Origin of the sequence: Thermocrispum sp. (assembly GCF_002919275.1) — a bacterium.
In the GTDB taxonomy this organism is placed as follows: Bacteria; Actinomycetota; Actinomycetes; order Mycobacteriales; family Pseudonocardiaceae; genus Thermocrispum; species Thermocrispum agreste.
This window is the reverse complement of record NZ_PKFA01000057.1, coordinates 35,972-53,703: the sequence shown is the minus strand read 5'-3', so window position 1 is coordinate 53,703 and position 17,732 is coordinate 35,972. Positions and strand designations below refer to the sequence as shown.

General features: G+C 70.5%; 18 protein-coding genes. 10 read left to right on the top strand and 8 right to left on the bottom strand.

Annotation, left to right across the window (positions count from 1 at the left end; all coding sequences use genetic code 11):
• Nucleotides 1–81: 81 nt before the first annotated feature.
• The 3 genes from CXP56_RS14460 to CXP56_RS14450 all read right to left on the bottom strand — a co-directional run bounded on the left by CXP56_RS14460 (nt 82) and on the right by CXP56_RS14450 (nt 2,657).
• Entirely contained in the window at nt 82–1,125 is a 1,044-nt protein-coding gene (locus CXP56_RS14460; RefSeq protein WP_286901448.1) for an Acg family FMN-binding oxidoreductase, read from the bottom strand.
• Between the two features lie 45 nt (nt 1,126–1,170).
• Nucleotides 1,171–2,070 carry a universal stress protein gene (locus CXP56_RS14455; protein ID WP_038045043.1) on the bottom strand — a complete coding sequence of 300 codons (900 nt, stop codon included), beginning with the start codon at nt 2,068–2,070 and terminating at the stop codon, nt 1,171–1,173.
• Between the two features lie 176 nt (nt 2,071–2,246).
• A complete protein-coding gene (locus tag CXP56_RS14450) occupies nt 2,247–2,657 on the bottom strand; it encodes a DUF4383 domain-containing protein (protein ID WP_479267806.1) in 411 nt (136 codons plus the stop codon).
• Nucleotides 2,658–2,960: 303 nt separating this feature from the next.
• On the opposite strand from CXP56_RS14450, the gene CXP56_RS14445 reads away from it, so the two are divergent.
• The 3 genes from CXP56_RS14445 to CXP56_RS14435 all read left to right on the top strand — a co-directional run bounded on the left by CXP56_RS14445 (nt 2,961) and on the right by CXP56_RS14435 (nt 5,209).
• Nucleotides 2,961–3,446, top strand: a complete 486-nt coding sequence (locus tag CXP56_RS14445) for a Dps family protein (RefSeq protein ID WP_028847802.1) — start codon at nt 2,961–2,963, stop codon at nt 3,444–3,446.
• 376 nt (nt 3,447–3,822) lie between these two features.
• Nucleotides 3,823–4,710, top strand: coding sequence for a SigB/SigF/SigG family RNA polymerase sigma factor (locus CXP56_RS14440; RefSeq protein WP_286901445.1), 888 nt, complete (start codon nt 3,823–3,825; stop codon nt 4,708–4,710).
• Between the two features lie 64 nt (nt 4,711–4,774).
• On the top strand, nt 4,775–5,209 hold the full coding sequence (locus CXP56_RS14435) for a DUF6292 family protein (RefSeq protein WP_286901444.1): 435 nt from the start codon (nt 4,775–4,777) through the stop codon (nt 5,207–5,209).
• A gap of 1 nt (nt 5,210) precedes the next feature.
• Here CXP56_RS14435 and CXP56_RS14430 read toward each other — a convergent pair whose 3' ends face one another.
• Nucleotides 5,211–5,537: a DUF202 domain-containing protein gene (locus CXP56_RS14430; RefSeq protein ID WP_286901443.1), complete on the bottom strand. Its 327-nt coding sequence runs from the start codon at nt 5,535–5,537 to the stop codon at nt 5,211–5,213.
• A gap of 3 nt (nt 5,538–5,540) precedes the next feature.
• Nucleotides 5,541–5,924, bottom strand: a complete 384-nt coding sequence (locus CXP56_RS14425; RefSeq protein ID WP_286901442.1) for a YidH family protein — start codon at nt 5,922–5,924, stop codon at nt 5,541–5,543.
• An 89-nt stretch (nt 5,925–6,013) separates the two neighbouring features.
• Here CXP56_RS14425 and ligD point away from each other — a divergent pair, with 89 nt between their 5' ends.
• Nucleotides 6,014–6,970 (top strand): non-homologous end-joining DNA ligase, encoded by a 957-nt coding sequence (gene ligD / locus CXP56_RS14420; protein ID WP_286901440.1) that lies wholly within the window; start codon nt 6,014–6,016, stop codon nt 6,968–6,970.
• A 153-nt stretch (nt 6,971–7,123) separates the two neighbouring features.
• Nucleotides 7,124–8,107: a serine hydrolase gene (locus CXP56_RS14415; protein WP_286901439.1), complete on the top strand. Its 984-nt coding sequence runs from the start codon at nt 7,124–7,126 to the stop codon at nt 8,105–8,107.
• Nucleotides 8,108–8,113: 6 nt separating this feature from the next.
• On the opposite strand, the gene CXP56_RS14410 is transcribed toward CXP56_RS14415, so the two are convergent.
• Entirely contained in the window at nt 8,114–8,842 is a 729-nt protein-coding gene (locus tag CXP56_RS14410) for a hypothetical protein (protein ID WP_286901437.1), read from the bottom strand.
• Nucleotides 8,843–9,006: 164 nt separating this feature from the next.
• On the opposite strand from CXP56_RS14410, the gene CXP56_RS14405 reads away from it, so the two are divergent.
• The 5 genes from CXP56_RS14405 (at nt 9,007) to CXP56_RS14390 (ending at nt 14,197) form a co-directional block, all read left to right on the top strand.
• Entirely contained in the window at nt 9,007–9,327 is a 321-nt protein-coding gene (locus CXP56_RS14405) for a hypothetical protein (protein ID WP_286901436.1), read from the top strand.
• Nucleotides 9,328–10,026: 699 nt separating this feature from the next.
• Complete coding sequence (locus tag CXP56_RS19080) at nt 10,027–10,119, top strand: putative leader peptide (protein ID WP_353744565.1); 93 nt, start codon at nt 10,027–10,029, stop codon at nt 10,117–10,119.
• A gap of 138 nt (nt 10,120–10,257) precedes the next feature.
• Nucleotides 10,258–12,090, top strand: coding sequence for a hypothetical protein (locus CXP56_RS14400; RefSeq protein ID WP_286901435.1), 1,833 nt, complete (start codon nt 10,258–10,260; stop codon nt 12,088–12,090).
• An 83-nt stretch (nt 12,091–12,173) separates the two neighbouring features.
• Nucleotides 12,174–13,961 carry a hypothetical protein gene (locus CXP56_RS14395; RefSeq protein ID WP_286901434.1) on the top strand — a complete coding sequence of 596 codons (1,788 nt, stop codon included), beginning with the start codon at nt 12,174–12,176 and terminating at the stop codon, nt 13,959–13,961.
• Nucleotides 13,962–13,990: 29 nt separating this feature from the next.
• A complete protein-coding gene (locus tag CXP56_RS14390; protein ID WP_286901432.1) occupies nt 13,991–14,197 on the top strand; it encodes a hypothetical protein in 207 nt (68 codons plus the stop codon).
• A gap of 262 nt (nt 14,198–14,459) precedes the next feature.
• Here the strand turns inward: CXP56_RS14390 and CXP56_RS14385 are convergent, their stop codons facing one another.
• The gene (locus CXP56_RS14385; RefSeq protein ID WP_286901535.1) at nt 14,460–15,704 is read right to left on the bottom strand and encodes a YeeE/YedE family protein; all 1,245 of its coding nucleotides are present in this window, start codon (nt 15,702–15,704) and stop codon (nt 14,460–14,462) included.
• 352 nt (nt 15,705–16,056) lie between these two features.
• Entirely contained in the window at nt 16,057–17,598 is a 1,542-nt protein-coding gene (locus CXP56_RS14380) for a PucR family transcriptional regulator (RefSeq protein WP_028847796.1), read from the bottom strand.
• Nucleotides 17,599–17,732: the final 134 nt, after the last annotated feature.

The window sequence follows — 17,732 nt, the reverse complement described above, 5'->3', positions numbered from 1 at the left end:
CCGCACCACCGGTGCGAGCGGAATGCGGCCGAAGCCGGTCCGGCAGACCAACGAGGCGGGGCCCGGCCCGGCCAGCGGCGGTCAGGTCCGCACGGTCACCTCGTCCACCGCCCGGCGCGGTGTCGGCGCGACCGGGTAGCCGTAGCCGACCCGCAGCAGGGTGTGGATCTGATGCGGCCGGAACAGCTCGGTCAGCTGGGCGCGGGTCTGCGGCACCTCGAACGGCTGCGTCAGGAACGACGTGCTCAGCCCGAGGTCGCTCGCGGTGAGCAAGACCCGTTGCATCGCCATGCCCGCGACGACGTCCGCCGCGATCCCCTTGCCGTAGGTCAGCACCGCGGCGACCAGTGGCTGTTGCTCGAACTCCCGGCGGGGCGGCGCGGTGTCCCGCGGGAAGCTGCGCAGTCGCAGGACGCGGTCGTCGTCCGGCTCGGGACCGAACGCGGAAGCGGGCACACCGTCGGCCCGCTCCGGCCCCCCGCCGGACCAGCGCCGGGCTTCCCACTGGTACTCCGGGTCGTTCTGCTGCACCGAGTCGGCTTGCCGGACCAGCTCGGCGATGATCCGATAGCGCGGCGCGGTCTTGCCCTCCGGGTCCACCAGCTCCACCAGCGCACCTTCGGCACGGGCCGCCGCCACCAGGCCGCTGCGCAGCGGCGGCTCCACCTGGCGGTTCAGAAACGGCCGCCGGTTGGTGTGCCTGCGCTCGATCGCCCTGGCCAGCCGGTCCTCGGTGAGCGTCTTGGCCTGCGGGCCGGAGATGCGGACCGACGCCAGCAGATCGGGCTGCTCGGGGTCCGGAACGAGGTCCACCACGACGGCTCGCCCGTGCACCCGGATGCCGAGCCGGAGGTTGAACAGCGCCGCACCACATGCCAGGCGGGCCTGGCGCCCGTCCGGGTCGGACACCCGCAGTACCCGCTCGGGGTCCAGGAACAGGTCGATCCGTTCCCCGTCGACGACGAACCGCCACGGCTGCGTGTTGTAGGGCGAGGGGGCCTGCACGGCCTTGCCCAACGCCTCGGTCACTTCCGGTGCCAGAGCACTCATGGTCGCCTCCACCCGCTGCACGTCACCGTCGGCCTCGCCGTCGGACACCAGGCTCAACGTCAGGCACCACTGCACCGTCGATGCTGCCGAGCCGCACCGGTCTCTCGGCACGGCTGGAGGTCACCGGTCGGAGGGACCTTCGGCCGCTTCCGGCTCCGTCTGCTGCGTCTGCCGCACCAGCGCGACCGGGCAGTTTGCCCGGTGCAGCAGGGCGTGTCCGACCGAGCCGAGGGTCAGCCCGGCCACCGCTCCCCTGCCGCGCGAGCCGACCACCACCAGCTGGGCACCGTTGCTCAAGTCGACCAGGACCGGCTCCGGCCGCCCGGTCTGCACCGCGATGCGCACGTCGACCGTCGGGTACTTGTCCAGCCACGGCCGAAGCTGTTCGGCGACCGCCGACCGCACGGTCTCCTCGGCCTGCTCGCGCTCCTGCGCCGAACGGTCTCCCCGGCCCGCGCGGACGTGCACCACCAGCAGATCGGCCGCGCGCACCGAAGCGGTGTCGAAGGCCAGGTCCACGGCGGGATCGGACAATGCCGTGCCGTCGACCCCGACGACGATCGGCCGGCCCTCCCATGCCGATTCGTCGTCGCCGCGCACCACGACGACGGGGCACCTGCTGTGTGCCGCGGTGCCGACGGCGACCGATCCGATGAACAATCCGGCCACGCCACCCAGCCCGCTGGAGCCCACCACGACCAACTGCGCCTGGTGCGAAGCCGTGATCAGCGCCGGGGCCGCGGCCGTGACTTGGAGGTCGTGATCGACGTGGAGGTTCGGCGCAACCGCGAGCGCTTCCTGCTCGGCTTCCCGCAACGTCTCCCGCGCCTGGTCCAACAGCGCATGACGGGCGTCCGGCGCCAGCATCGCCTCGAACCGGTTCGGGCGGGGCAGTGCCCTGGCGGTCAGCAGCCGTAACGGAACGTCCCGTAGCGATGCCTCGCGGGCGGCCCAGCGCACGGCGCGCATCGCCGCCGCCGAACCGTCGACCCCGACCACGATGGCTCGCTTGTCGTCCATGCCGCCTCCCCTTGCTGTAGTGCGTCCGCGCTGCGGACGCGTCAGCCTCGAGTCACCCCGGCTTCGTGTCCGGCGACGAAGCCGTTACCGATTCACCCACACGAAGTGGGACACGGCACAAACACACCGCCGGTACTGCTGGTGAACGCAACACCGGCGGTGTGTCGGATCCGGAGTCAGGCGGTGGTGTGCCCTCCCGCGTGGCGCGGACGCAGGGCCATCGCCAGGCCGATCATGCCCACTCCGAGCACCAGGTGCAGCCAGTTGTCGGCCGCGTTCAACGGCACGAAGTTGGCGGCGCTGTCCTCGCTGATGACCAGCCCGTAGACCACCAGGCCGAGGTAGATGATCCCGCCGACCAGCAGGAACGCATTCGCCCCCGCCGCGGTGCGTGCCAGGGCCAGGCCGACCACGCCGAAGGCCAGGTGCACCAGGTTGTGCAGCACCGACACGTTGAACAGGCCCAGCAGCATGGCGCCGGATTCGTGGCCGGCGAACGTCATGGTGTCGAAGTCGCTGGTGATTCCCGGAATGAACCCCAGGATGCCGACCAGGAGGAACACCGCGGCCACCACCATGGCCGCCATCCGTACGGGTTCTTGCTTGCTTCGTGGCGTGACGTTCTGAGGGGGGATGCGCTCAGCCATGGGAACCTCCACAAATAGGCGCGCAACAAGTACGTCGACGCGACGTGAACCGCGATTACCCACTCTCGAGAATTTCGACACGCGCGCGACCTGTCCGTGCTCTTCCCGTGGCATTCGCTGCACCCTGCCCGGGCGACGACCACACCGAGGTTCAGCGGTCCGGACGGATGGGTATCCGTGGCCTGACGTGAACCCACCCGCTGCCCGTCGGCAGCACCACGCATGCGAGTCGAAAGGACGACGATGACCTCGGGCACCCCGATCACCGGGCCACTCAACGACGCCGATCAGCAGATGACCGGCAAGTACCTGCAGCAGATCCTGGTCGACCTCATCCAGCTGCACCTGCTGGCCAAGCAAGCCCACTGGACCGTGGTCGGCCGGTTCTTCCACGACGTGCACCTGCACCTGGACGAGCTGGTGACCTTGGCCCGCGAGTACGCCGACCAGGTCGCCGAACGCGCCGCGACCATCGGCGTCGTGCCGGACGGCCGCGCCCGCACGGTGGCCGAGACGTCCGGCTTGGCGGACCTGGAAGCCGCCTGGACCACCGACAAGAAGGCCATCGAGGTCACCGTCTCCGCCCTGGCCACGGCCATCGGCCACGCCAGGGAAGCGATCGACCCGCTGGACAAGGCGGACCCGGTGACCCAGGACCTGGTCATCGAGATCGCCTCGAAGCTGGAGGAAGCCCACTGGATGTGGCAGGCGCAGCTGGCCACGGTGTGACCTGCCTGCCCGTCCGCGACGGGTGAGCCTTCGTCCAGCTTGCCGGTGGGCGCCAGCCAGCCCACACAAGGGCGCCGAACATGATCGAGACCCCGCTTGTCGTCTCTGCGCCCACCGGCAAGCTGGTCCGATGCCGTCCCGAGCACGACCGGCTCCGCCGATCGGCGGCCGGCACGTCCTGCCGACGCTGTGACCAGGGAACCCGGTCGTGTGACGCACCTGCCCCACGGCGGGTGTTTCGCTCCGCCGATTGCCGGACACCAAGTAGACAAACCTGTCTGTCCGCGCCTATGGTGGGTCCGCCGGTTGAGAAGACAGCCGCTCATGACGACTAGAGGCTGCACGGAACCCGGCGGCCTCCGGCTGGAGGGACGCCATGACTACCAGCGTCACCGCACCGAGCGCGGGCGTGGTCGGCCAGCTCGCGGGCTCACCGGCACGGCCCGATCCCACCGACGCGGAAAGCACTGCAGGCGAGACGGAAGCACGTCCGGCTCGCCACGGCGAATACGACGAGTACGAGCCGCTGTTCCGGCAGATGCAGGACATTCCCGCCGGAGATCCGCGCCGGGAGGAGCTGCGCGAGCGGTTGATCGCCGCGCACCTGCCGGTCGCCGAACACATCGCACAGGTCTACCGGCACCGCGGCGAGCCCAGCCAGGACCTTCGCCAGGTGGCCACCATCGGACTGATCAACGCGGTCGACCGCTACGAGCCGCAGTACGGCCGTGGCTTCCTGCCGTTCGCCATCCCGACCATCCGCGGGGAGCTGCAGCGGCACTTCCGCGACTCGACGTGGACGCTGCGGGTGCCGCGGCGGCTGAAGGAGCTGCGGCAGACGCTCAACGAGGCCGCCACCGAGCTCACCGAGCTGCTCGGCCGGTCACCCCGGCCGAGCGAGCTGGCCGAACACCTCGGGCTGAGCACCGAGGAGGTCTACGAGGGCCTGTCCGCGTCGGCGGCCTACCGCCCCGAGTCGCTGAACCGGTCGCTCGGCCAGGGCGACACCGACACCGAACTCGGCGAGCTGATCGGCGACGCCGACCACGAGTTCACCACGGTGGAGAACCACGCCGTGCTGCGCCGCGCGCTGAGCCAGCTCGCACCACGCGAACAGCGCATCGTCGCCCTGCGGTTCTTCCACGACATGACGCAGAGCCAGATCGCGCAGGCCGTTGGCGTGTCCCAGATGCACGTCAGCAGGCTGCTCGCGGCGTCACTGGCCCGGCTGCGCGCGGCGCTCACCGAGCACCAGCCGAGCTGACCGAGCCGGCTGCCGCCGGCCTTTCCGTTCACCCACTGCCGTTGCTCCTGCCCGAGGACTGCCCATGACGACCGCCCCCATCCTTCCGACCGCAGGCGCGCCGGGCGACGAACCGACGCCGCACCAGACAGAACACGGGCTGCGCGCCTACGTGCGTCAGGTCGCCGCCGAGGTCGGCGCCGGGCCGGAAGCGCAATGGTGCGAATGGGCCGAGTCCGCCAACGCCTACATCGCGCTGGAGAACCGGCTGCCGGACAAGCCGACCCGCGACCTGGCGCTGATCTGGGACGACGAATGTGGGTGGGCGGTCGGTATGGAAACCGGCTCGGGCGAGGACCTGTTGATCCTGGCCTGGTACGTCGAGGATCTGCTGCCGCCGCCGAGGGCGGTGGCCACGTTCGTCCGCTGCGTGGTCCACGGCATCGCAGGCAGCAAGCACCCACCCAGCGGCGTTGCCGACCGCAGGAGTCTCGCCGGTCGCCTCGCCGCGTACGCGTAGCTCACGCCAGCCAGACCAGCGCCGCGATCAAGCAGCACAAGGTCATCGCGACGCCGGCGATCAACGCCGGGAGGCGGCCGTCGTCGAGCACGGCCAGCCCGTGCGGCGGCGTCGCGGACGGCCTCCGCCATGGCCGGCGGCGCATGGTCAGCCGGAGGACCAGCACTGCGACCGCGATGGTCGCCAGGCCCGCCACGCCGATCACCGGCTGGCCGGCGACCAGAGCCGTGCGGGTGATCAGCACGCTGATCACGACGAACCCCAGCGCGCAGCGCCGCCAGGCCAGGATGGTGCGCTCCTGCTGCAAGCCGTCCGGCCGGTAGACCACGCGCTACCCCCACACGCTCAACACGGCCAGCGCGGCGGCGATCAGCACGACGACCGCCACGACCACGATGCCGGTCCGGCTGGACGGCAACGGCCGCCGCTCGCGCAGGGCGCGTTCGGTCCTCGCCCATCCCCGCCATGCCTGCGCGGCGCAGAGCAGCCCGGTGACGGCCAGCAGCGCGGCGCCCGCCCTGGCAACGCCTTCGTAGCGGCCGAGATCGACCAGATGCACCGCCAGCGACCCGGCGAGCAGCCCGAGCGACGTGCGGATCCAGGCCAAGAACGTCCGTTCGTTGGCCAACGAGAAGCGCGGGTCGGGCTCGTCCCCGTGCCCGTACACCGAGCGTGGCCAGCGCCGATCGCCCGCCACCGGTTCGTCAGCACTCATCGCACAGCAGTATGCCTGCCGTCCCGCCGGCCCGCGGGGCGCGATCGTCGCGGCCGGTGACATGCCGGAACCTTGCGTACCGTGAGCCTATGGCGAGCAAAGGGAAGCCCCCGGCGGCCGAGCTGACGGTCGGCGAGCACACCGTGCGACTCTCCCATCCCGACCGGGTCTACTTCCCGAAGACCGGCGCGACCAAGCTCGACCTGGCGCGGTACTACCTCAGCGTCGGCGACGGCATCGTGCGCGCGCTGCGCGAACGGCCGTGCATGCTGCACCGGTATCCGGACGGGATCGAAGGCGAGAAGGTGCACCAGAAGCGGGTGCCGCGCGGCGCCCCGCCGTGGCTGGAGACCGTCCGGCTGTACTTCCCCCGGTTCGGCCGGCATGCCGACGAGCTGTGCGTGACGAAGCTCGCCGACGTGATCTGGGCGGTGCAGATGTCGACGGTGGAGTTCCACCCGTGGAACTCCCGGCGGTCCGACCCCGAGAAGCCGGACGAGTGGCGGATCGACCTGGATCCGATGCCCGAGTGCCCGTTCGACGTCGTGCGCCGGGTGGCCACCTCCGCCCACGAGGTGCTCGACGAGCTGGGCATCACCGGGTATCCGAAGACCTCGGGCGGCCACGGCCTGCACATCTACGTCCGTATCCGGCCCGAGTGGGAGTTCGGCCAGGTGCGGCGGGCCGCGCACGCCTTCGCCAAGGAACTCGAGCGGCGCAACCCCGACGTGGTCACCACCGCGTGGTGGCGGAAGGACCGCGACCCGAGTGCCCTGTTCGTCGACTTCAACCAGAACGCCCGCGACCACACCATGGCCAGCGCCTACTCGGTGCGTGGCACGCCGGAGGCCACCGTGTCCACGCCGATCAGGTGGGACGAGCTGGCGGACGTCGACCCGAGGGACTGCACGATGGCGACGGTGCCGAAGCGGTTCGCCGAGTTCGGCGATCTGCACGCCGGGATCGACGACGAAGCCTTCTCGCTGGAGGCACTGCTGGAATGGGCGGACCGCGACGACGCCGAGGGCGCCGGGCTGCCCGGCTGACGACCGGCGCCGCCGTCGGCGACGGGTGCACGGCCGCAGGTACCTTCAACGGCAACGCGGCAACACTTTCGCCGGATGCCCGCGCGGTCACCGGGTGGTAGCTTCCGGCATCGTTTCCACAGGGCGGAACCCGATCACGGGAGGGGGCATCCGATGACTGCGTCGCAACGGGATGGTGGCAGGTCCGGTATTTCCCGAGCCACGCTGCTGCGGGGCACCGTGGCGGCCGGGGCCGCGATCGCGGGCGCAACCGTTGCCGGGAACGCGGCACCTGCTGCGGCGGTCGACCTCGGCGGCTCACCGGTGCAGAAGATCCGGCGCGTGTATCGGCGCGAGATACGCCGCGCGGGAGGCCGGTGGCTCTCCTACGTCACGCTGCACACGGGGGAAGCCGAGCCGGTCGTGGTGATCGACGAGGACCGCGACACCGAGATCCGCGCCGCGAGCGTCAACAAGCTCGCCATGGCGGTGGCCGTGATGGACAAGGTCGACCGGGGCGATCTCCGCCTGGATCAGCGCCTCGAGCTGACCCAGGCGGACATCGAAATCGACCCGGACACCAGCGGCATCTGGCATCTGCAGAAGGTGTACGGGGACCGGCTGACGCTGGCCAACGTGCTGGTCACGCTGCTGGTGGCGTCGGAGAACTCCGCGCTGCCGCTGATCGCCCGGGTGTGCCCGCGCGACGAGCTCAACGGCATCCTGGCCGCCAAGGGGTTCACCGTGACCCGGGTGTCCGAGCACGACCAGGACCCGGACCAGTTCTTCCACGGCAGCACCACGCCCGCGGAGATGCACCGCCTGCTCACCGGGCTCACCCAGCACACCCTGTTGTCCGCGGAGTCGTGCGACTTCCTGCTGTCGATCATGCGCTGGACCGAACCGGGGTACACCGACGGCATCCGGCGGCTGATGTCGTCGCAGGAGCGCATCCGAGTGGCCGCGAAATACGGGGCATACGAGGACCGGCGGCACGAGGTCGGAGTCATCTACGACCGGGACGGCGCACCCACGCTGATCTTCTCGTTGTTCGCTGCCGAGCTGTCCGACCAGGCCAACTACGGAGCCACCCACCCCGCGGTGGAAGCACGGTCGGTGATCGGCCGCGCCATGCTCGACGCCGTCGACGAGCTGTGATCCCGGCTAGCTCGTTTCGCTTGCGTGGTCACGGCCGCGTTGGGATGCACGGTAGACGGGACCGCGGAGGCGGTTGAGCCAGCCGACCGGCTGCAGGCCGGGTACGGAGTTGCGGACGACGTCGAAGTGGGGGTCCGCACCGGTCGCCACGGTCAGCGTGAGCAATCCGACCTCGACCCAGGGGCCGCGCAGCTGAGCTACGGCGATCCGGAACGTCACAGGCACGGCACGTGCCACCGCGCCGACGTCAGCTGGTACGTCCGGCGTTCCCGGCTCGGCCTCCGCGCCGATCACTACGTGTCGCTCGCCGGCGCGATACAGCAACAGAGACGAGTAGAAGGCACGCGTGAAGCTGCGGCTGGGCATCAGCACGTGGCGGGCGACTGGTCGCTTGCCCGCCGTGGCCAGCGCGACGTCCAGGGGCGTGTCGCCGACATCGTGGACGCGAAATGCCAGCCCGAGGACGTCCGGGAACCTGCCGGGCGTCGACGCGGCCTTGGACAGCCGGGCCTGCGCACGGTACTCGCCCGCGCTGAGCGCGTCGCCGATCGGACCGGGCCGCACCAGGTCGAATTCGGCCTCGAACGTGCACCCGGCGGGATGGAAAGCGCGCCCGTGGCGCAGCGATCCGACGCGCTTCGCGGCGTTCATGGCTGCCCGGGTGAGTGGCCCGTCGACCACCATCCGCCGTGGCTTGTCCAGCAGGTTGCGCCATTGCTGCGGTTGCGGGGACACGGTCACCAGCTCCTGTCGGTCGGCCGATGCTGTTGCCTACCCGCCCAGGGAGCGGCTCACACGCGCGCGAGTTGATCGTGTCCGTAGGCGGCGTCATGGTCGTCCGTCCAGAACGGATCACACGCGCGCGGGTTGATCACCTCACCCGCCGGGTATCCCCGTGCATGACTTCCGAGGACGACGACCGACCACGCACGCAAGCGGATGACGACCGACCACGCACGCGCGCCGATTACGAACGCGGCCTGCCCGATTACCACGACCCGACCGCCGGGTGGGCCGGAGCGGCACCGACCTACAGCGCGCTGACGTTGCGCCTGTGGCTGGCAGGCATCGGCATCGTGCTCAGCATCGTGGTCGGCGTGCTGTGGATCGTCGTCGCCGACATGATCTGGCCGGCGATCGTGCTGTTCGTCCTGGCCGCCGTGCTGGTCGTCGACCTGGCGTGGGTCGCGCACCGGAAACGGCGCGGCGAGCCCGGCTGACCGGTGCCCGGCGCCGCGATGTAGCGCTGGGCACCGATCCCCCGGGGCACGGTCGGCTGGTGGCTGCGACATCGCAGCCGATCGGCGGCCGCCGGATCACTCGCCGGACGAACCGGCCGGCAACGGCGCGCACCGGGACAGTCATCGGCCGCCTCGGCACCCTCCGGCAGCTCGTCGAGCCCGAGCAGCGGCTATCCGACGGGGGACAACCAGCGGCACACCGGGACAGTCATCGGCCGCCTCGGCACCCTCCGGCAATTCGTCGAGCCCGAGCAGCGGCTACCCGATCGAAGTGAGGGCGTCCTGTGACTGCGGCGTCGCCGTGTCACCGGAAACGGCCGCCGAGCCCACGCCACCTCCGAGGAGGATCATCACACCAGGGCCGCGGCCGCTCCAGCCGTCTCCGCCTGCCCCATGAATCCCGGCCGGGGCAGGCCCGGGCCGCTTCTTGCCGCCGTTTCCGGGAACTCCGGTGTGTTCCGCCGCTTGCCCGGGGCCCGACCTTGCCGCCGAACTTAGCGAAATGGCGAAAAGCATTGACGAAAACGGTTGAAGGCGGCCTGCCTGGCGAGCCGGAAGAATTGTCTTGTTTGGTCGAAGTGTCGGGCAATGTGGCGGCCGGGCCGGGCGGTGGAAATCTTTCCCGTAATATGGAATACGCCTTGACCATTGCGCCGAACGGAGCAACCATCTACACCCATGGTGGTGTGCGTGCTCCTGACGAGGCGGCTTCACATCGACCTCCAACGCAGCTCGAGCGCACTCCCCAGGCCCGAGGCCAACGTCGGCTGACCGGGCCGGCGCACCCTGCCGTTCGCCGACCGGACGCGCTTGCCTGCGCGTTTCGGTCAATCAGCCCTGCGCATTTTCGATGCGGATAAATGCGCGCGTTGGCCAGGCACATCCTTCCGTCAATGACCGGAGAAAAACATGGCGAAAAAGAAATGGCGCGGCCGGAAGCTGGGCAGTTGCCTGGCGGTGGCCGTGTTGTCCGCGGGGTTGCTCGGCGCCTCCGGAGCGACCACCGCGGCGTACGCGGACGTCCAGGTACTGGAAAGCGCCGTCACCGCCGTCGACGGCAAGCGGTACTGGGTGCGCAACCACCTGGTGCCGGACTTGGCCACCAAGTCCGACGGCGAGCGGAAGAAGTGGTTGCTGGTGTGGGCCGGTGACGAGAACATCGCCGACACCGTGGTCAAGGACGTCAAGAACCTCCCGGGCACGATCGCCGGCGGCCTGAACAAGGTGAAGAACGCCCTCCCCGGCCCCGACTTCCTGGCGGTCATCGACGCCACTGAGGGCTCACCGAGCTACGGCAAAGTGGTCAACACGGCCACCGTGGGGCCGCTGGTGGAGAACGAGCCGCACCACATGCAGTACGTGTGGCACAAGGGCGACACTGTCTACGCCGGGGCGCTGTTCGCCGCCGTCACCTACGCGTTCGACGTGTCGGAGCTGCCGAAGATCAAGCTCAAGGGCGTCAGCTTGCCGACGCAGACCCTGGGCGGTTCGGTACCGGACGCGTACTGGACACTCAAGGACGGCACCACGTACGGCACCTACATGGGCGGCCCGGTAGTGCCCGGCCCCTACACCTACAAGAACGGCCAGACCGTCATCGGCAACGGCTTCGCGGGCAGCCCGGGCGCCCTGATCCGGTTCGACCGCAACGGCAAGGTGCTGTCGGAGACCTCAGCCGCCACGCCGCAGGGCGACAACGCCAAGATCTGCGAGAACCTGCCGACGCTCGGCAAGCCGACCTGCGCCAACCCGCACGGCATCCAGGCCCGCGAGGACCTGAACACGCTGGTGACCAGCGACTACGCCGAGCCGCGCAACATCATCCTCGACCCGGTCAAGCAGCCGTCGCCCTACCTGCGCCGACCGACCGTGCGCACGTGGGACATCTCCGACCGCAACAACCCGAAGCTGCGGGCGGTGTCCTACCTGCCGGAAGGCCCGCGGGCCAAGGACTACGACCCGTTGTTCTCCGAGAACCGCGCGGTCATGGAGGTCACCGTGACGAACCTGCCCGGCCACAAGGGCGCGTTCGCACAGACCATGCAGGGTGGCGCGGTGTTCTACACCCCGGACATCACGGCCAAGCGGCCGCGGTGGACGCAGGTGTTCGACGACGGCGCGGCCGCGGGCAAGATCTTCCCGGGCAACGATGCGATCGGCGCCAGCTCCAACGGCGGCTGGATCCAGACCAGCCCGGACGACCGGTTCCTGTACCGGGCGATCACCGGGCGCCAGCCCAAGACGCTCGGCCCGGACGACCCCGGCTCCACCGGCGGCGTCTACGTGCTGGACATCAGCAAGCTGGTCGCCGCGGGCACCGACTTCACGTGCAAGATCGACACCCGCTGGGAGTCGGAGAACGGCGGCAAGGAAGACGACTGCCCGACGGTGGCCGGTGCGGCGGCGATCAACCCCGGCGTCTCCGGCGCGGGACCGCACTGGGGTGCCTACGACAACTTCGTCCTCGACCCGTCCAGCGGCAAGTACGTCGAGACCCAGTCGCCGACCCGGCTGGCGGTGTCGAACTACTTCGTCGCCCGCTCCGGGCTGGACGGTGACCACAAGGTGAACATCGTCAAGCTCGGCAAGGACGGCACGGCGACCGTCGACCGCACCTTCCGGGACGAGTTCACCGGCCAGGTCGGTGTCAACTTCAACCGCAAGTCCTGGCCGCACGGCGACTTCGGCAACGCCAAGCCGCACTCCGAACTGTTCGTGATCGCCGAACGGGACCTCAGGTAGCGGCATCACCTTCGGGCGCGTGACCGGTGTCGCCCATGCGCGGCGGCACCGGTCATCGCGCCTGGTGACCAGGGAGAACGTCGATGGTTCACGATCACCTCGCCGACGTCGCGGCAAGCGTCGGGGCCGGCTGGCCGGAAATCGCCGCGCGGCTGGGGCTGTTGCTGCTGGCCGCTGTGGTCGCCGGGATCGGTTTGGTGGCGCCGTGGCTGCACCGCCACGCGCAAGCGGCAATGCCTCGCCGGCTCGTCCGGACGGTGTGGGCTGCCGGTGCGGGCTCGGCCGTGCTGGCCGTGGCGTCCGTCCTGATCTACGACGTCAGCGTCGTCGGCGGCGGGGTGCACGCCGCGCTGTCGCTGGCGGTGCCCGCCCTGTTGCGGTGGCCGGTGGCCGCCCGCTGGACGGCGGCGCCGCTGCTGCTGGTGCTGGTGGTGGAGTCCGCGGCGGGCCGGTCCGGACTGGAGTTCGCGCTGGACACCGGCTATGTGGTGGCCGCGACGGCGTGGTTCGGAATCGCCGCGCTGGTGCTCGGTGACCCAGCGGCGCGGCGGCGGCCGGTGCCTGCGCGCATCGGTCCGCTCGCGACGTCGCTCGCCGCGCTGCTGACCGGCGTCGGCGCGCTTCGGCTCGCGCTCTCCGGCATCGGGATCGACCGACGGCTGTTCTCGTCGGCCTACGGCCTGCTGCTGGTGGCCGTGGTCGTGCTGCCCGCCGCAGCCACGGTCGCCAACGTCCTGCGCGCCCGCGCCAAGCGCTCTCCCGGCGCGATCGTCACCACCTGTGCCGGCCTCGTCGCCGGGGCGCTGCTGGCGTGGACGGCGCTGGTGGCCGTACCTACACCGCCGGACCTTCCGGTGCCGGGCAAACCGTTGCTCGGCACCGTGCACCTGGAAGGGAGGGACGTCCCGGTGCTGGTGACACCGCACCGCCCGGGGCCGAACCTGGTGCATCTGCCGGAGTCGGCGGGGACGAACGTCACGATCAGCGCCGGTGGCGAGCAGGTGGTTGCCACCAAACGGCCGGGTGCCCAGGGCTTGTGGGCCGAGGTCCAGCTGCCGCCCGGGCGTAGCGATGTGATCTTCGCCCGCGGTGCGAGCAGCGACGAACTCGGCGTCGACACCGGTGAACTGGCCCCGCGCCCGTTGCCTGCCGACGACGGGCCGGAATGCGCCGCCGCCGCGCTGGGCAGCCTGGTCGCCGAACGCCCGCTTCCCGTGGACCGCTGCCCGTCGGACGTGCTGACCTCGGCCGACGAGACGGCGCTGCGGGAACTGGTGAGATACCTGGACAGCCACGGCGTCCGGGCCATCACTCTCGTCGCGGACGCGACCCCGCGCGGGCGGGCAGCCGGCACCGTCGTCCGGTCCGAGGCAGCCCGTGCCGGCATCCGCGTCCTGTCCGGGCCGGCCCGGCAATCCGCCCTGGTGATCGTGTCCGGCTGGCGTACGGCGCACCAGACCGCGGTGCGCGCCGCCAAGGAACAACTCGAGGCACCGACCTACATCCGTGGCATCTATCTGGCGCCATGGCTGCTCAACGAACCGATCGCCACGTCGGTGGCCAGCGCGTCGGTGCCGTTGCGCTTCGACCCGCGGGAACCGGCCGCCATCGACTTCACCGTGCGGATCGGCGATGCCTTCGGCGGGCAGCGTCCGTCCGTCGGCGCTTACCGGGAGTACCTGCGCGCGAACGGCCTGCCCGAACAGGGGCCACTGCGGGTGTTCGCCGTCGCACAGGTCAGCGTCATGTCGATGCCGCCGGGCGCCGAACACGCCCCCGGCATGGCCCCTCCCGGCGAAGGCCCAGGTCACTGGATCGCGCGCGCCACGGTCGTCCCCGTGTCGCTTCCGTTGGCGGATGCCGACGGCTGATCCGGCCGAACACAGAAAGGAGGTGAAACATGCGCAACGCTCTCCAGCGCGTCGCCGTGCTGACGGTGGCCGTGCTCGGCCTGCTCGGGCTCTCGCACGGTGTCGCCGGAGCCGCCGAGCTGCCGGTGTGGGTGCTGCCCGGCGTGGACGTCGGCGGCGTCGTCGGTCCGATCTCCCAGCTGCCGACGCAGGCACTAGCCCCGGTCTACCAGGTCATCACGCTGATCGCCGGCTGACTCCGCCCGGCTGCACAGAAAGGTTGTCGTCATGAAGCGAGCACTCGCCCGCGGTGTCGTCACCGCGGTGATCGCCGCCGCCGCGTTCACCGCCGCGGCGGCGCCTGCCCTGGCCGACGAACCCGAGGTGGTCGATGAGCCGGACACGTCGAACTACCACGACAAGTACACGTTCGCCCCGCTGGGAATTCCGATCATCGGGTTGATCAACTCGGTGGTCAACGCGCCGGGCAGGATCAGGCGGCCGGCTCGACACACCGGCTCAGCACACGCTGTCCGACGGCTTGGGATTGCCGAGGCCGAACAGCGGCCGCAGCTTCACCCCGATCCACGTTCCGCCGAGCGCGGCGGCGCCCCACAGCCAGCCGTGCAGGCTGCCGGTGGAGATGCCGCCCAGGTAGGCACCGATGTTGCAGCCACCGGCCAGCCGGGCCCCGATCCCCATCAGGATGCCGCCCAGCACCGCGGCCAGCGTGGTCTTCCACGGGATCTCGGCGCGGAACGTCCACGCTCCGGCGGCCGAGGCAGCCACAGCCGCGCCGACGATGATGCCGATGTTCGTCAAGCTGGTGGAGTTGGTGAAGATCGACGCGTCCAGGGCCTGCGCGTTCTTGGCCTGCTGCCAGAACTCCCAGCTCTGCACGTCGACCCCGGCCAGCTGCAGCAGCTTGGCACCCCACAACGCGAACGCGAACGTGACGCCCCAGATGCCGCCGGAGACCAGGAACACCGCGGCGGCGAGCACGCCGAGCACCACGGCGCCGGTCTGCAGCGGCCACGAGCCCCGGACGATCCGCGCCACGCCGTGCGCGGTCGGCGGCGGAGCCACCGGCGGCGGGGTGCGGCGCGCCTGCACCGCCCTGGTGAGCAGGACGATCAGCAGCAAGGCGCCGATGGTCACCGCCCACGAGCCGAACCATCCGATGTGGTCGGACAGCAGCACTCCGGGAACCTCCGGCCAGCCGGTGAACACCGGGTAGGCCCAGGTGTAGAAGACCGAGCCGGCGATGAATCCGCCGAGCGTGAGCACGATGGTCGCCTGACCGGCGCCGACCGCGAACAGCGTGCCGGACGCGCATGCCCCGCCGAGCTGCATCCCGATGGCGAACAGCACCGCGCCGACGAACAGCGGCAAGCCGATCGACCCGGCGTTGAGCTGGATCTGCGCATCGAACAGGGTGAACTCCGATGCCGCGATCAAGGCGATGAGCGTCGCGGCCGTCCCCAGCAGCAGCGAGTGGGCTCGCAACCCGGTGCCGTTGCCGACGGCGATGAACTGGCGCCATGCCGAGGTGAAACCGAAGCGCGAGTGGAACAGCGCGATGCCGAGGCCGAGCCCGAGCACCAGCAGGACGGCGAACTTGGTGCCGTACTGCGTCCCGACGTAGATGCTCGCCCCGACGGCGAGCACAGCGGCCACGACCAGCGACGGCACCTCGACCGGTCCCTCTGGCTCGGGCCGCGGCGGAGCACCCGACGTGGGCGAACTGAGCAGGAAGGTCTTCACCTCGTCCGATGCGGCCTCGGACGTCGCCTCCGGCCGCGCGGCCGCGGGTTCGCCCGCGGACTTGGCACTGTCAGGTTGGGCAGTCACGGTGACACTCCGTCGAAGATGTGTGCGAACGGACCAGATCCCGGCCAGGCTAGCCAGCACGCCACAATCTGAGAAATTTTTCCACAGTGTGGAAGTATTTGGTCGAGGATCGACCCTTCGGCGCGCTACGGCGTCACCGCCCGCTCAAGCCAAGCGAACCTTCCGCCGGCCGGAACCCCGGCAGCACCAGCGAAGACGTCGCAATCAGCCGACGGGTTCCCGCTCCGCCGGACCCTGCGCGAACCTGCCCGAGCCCACTGCGGCCTCAGTCGCCGTCCACGGCCAGCGCGATGATCATCGCCCGGCGTTTGCGCGGATCGTTCAGCTCGAGCGTGGTCACCTCGGCCATCTTGCGCAGCCGGTTGCGCACTGTGTTCGGATGCACGCCGAGCTGCTTGGCCGTCCCCGGCAGGTCACCCCCGGTCTCCAGCCACGCCCGCAACGTGGCGACCAGGTGCGTGCCGTTCTCGGCGTCGTAGACCCGCAGGTCCCCGATCGGGCCACGCTCCGGGCGCCTGCCCGCCTGCGCGACCACGCGCAGCCGCTGCAGCAGGATGTCGTCCCAGGATTCGTCGTAGGCCACCGGCGGGGACCCCTTCGGCCGTGTGGCGTGCAACGCCAGGCATTCGTCGGCTTCCTGCCTGCTGGCGGGCAGTTCGGCCACCGACGCCACCCCGCCGATCCCCGCGGTGACCTCCGCGTGCTCGGGAAGCGAGCCGCGGAGGTCGTCGATCCAGGCACGGGCGGCCGGCAGGCTGTCGCCGGCGAAGATCGTGTACAGCGTGTTGCCGATCAGCGCGCTGCGGTTCGGCCGGGACCAGCCGAAACCGGTGGTGGCGCGCTCGAAGGTCAGCAACAGCGCGGCGTGCCGTTCCTGGAGCACGTGCGCCTGCATGGCGATCACCCTGGCCGGGGTGTGCTGCAGCCCCAGCTGGCTGGCCACCGCGGTGTCCGCGGTGCCCTCCAGCAGCCGGATCACCAGGTCCGACTCGATCTGCCGTTCCAGATCGGCGCTCGCCCGGGAACGCAGCAGGTGCAGCGCCACCGCACGGGATCCGTCGACCAGCGCCTGGTACCGGTCACCGGTGATCGGCCCCGAGCACTCCACCCACACCGACCCGAGCACCTGCCGTCCCGCGCGCACCGCGACCACCATGCGGCCGGTGAGCCCCAACGAAGGATCACCGTCCACGTAGAACGGTTCGTCGGAGGCCGCCAGATGCGCGAAGACGCCCTGGCGCTCGAACAACGCACGCACGTCGTCGGGCACCCGCCTGCCCAGGATGGTCTCCAGGCGCGCCCGATCGGCCCCTTGTTGCAGGTCCGAGTAGGCCAGCACTCGGGACATCTGGTCCTCGATGGTGACCGGGCCGCCGACCGCGTCCGCGATGCTGTCGGCCAGCGCGAACAGGTCGGTGGGGCCACGTCCCGACTCGGTCTCCCTGCCTTCCAGGATCAGCCCGTAGACCACACCGGTGATCTGGCTCCACGACACCTCCGACTCCAGGGCGAGGATCGCCACCCCGTACCGTTGCGCCAGCGCCGCGCTGTCGGCGTCCGGCCCGTCGGTTGCGTTTCCCTGGCCACGCACCAGCACGACCACCGAGTGCGCGGCTGCGGCGAGCTCGACCGCACGGGCCACCGGCTCCACCCCCACGGCGATGTAGACGTCACCGCTGGTCAACCGGGGATCGGTGTCGTCGTGCACCACGACGCTGCGCAGTTCGCTGTCCCGGGACGCCGACGACGGGAAGAACCGCACGCCGTACCGGCCGAGCACGTTGACCAGGCGATCCAGCCGAACCATGCCCGAAACCCCTCCCCGGCGTTGTGGCAAGACCACAAGTCAAGCTAGTGAAACTGTTGTAAACGAACAAGCCAGCGCGCTCTGTGACCGGCATCATGGGGTCGACACCTCAGCACCAATCACCCCGTAACGAC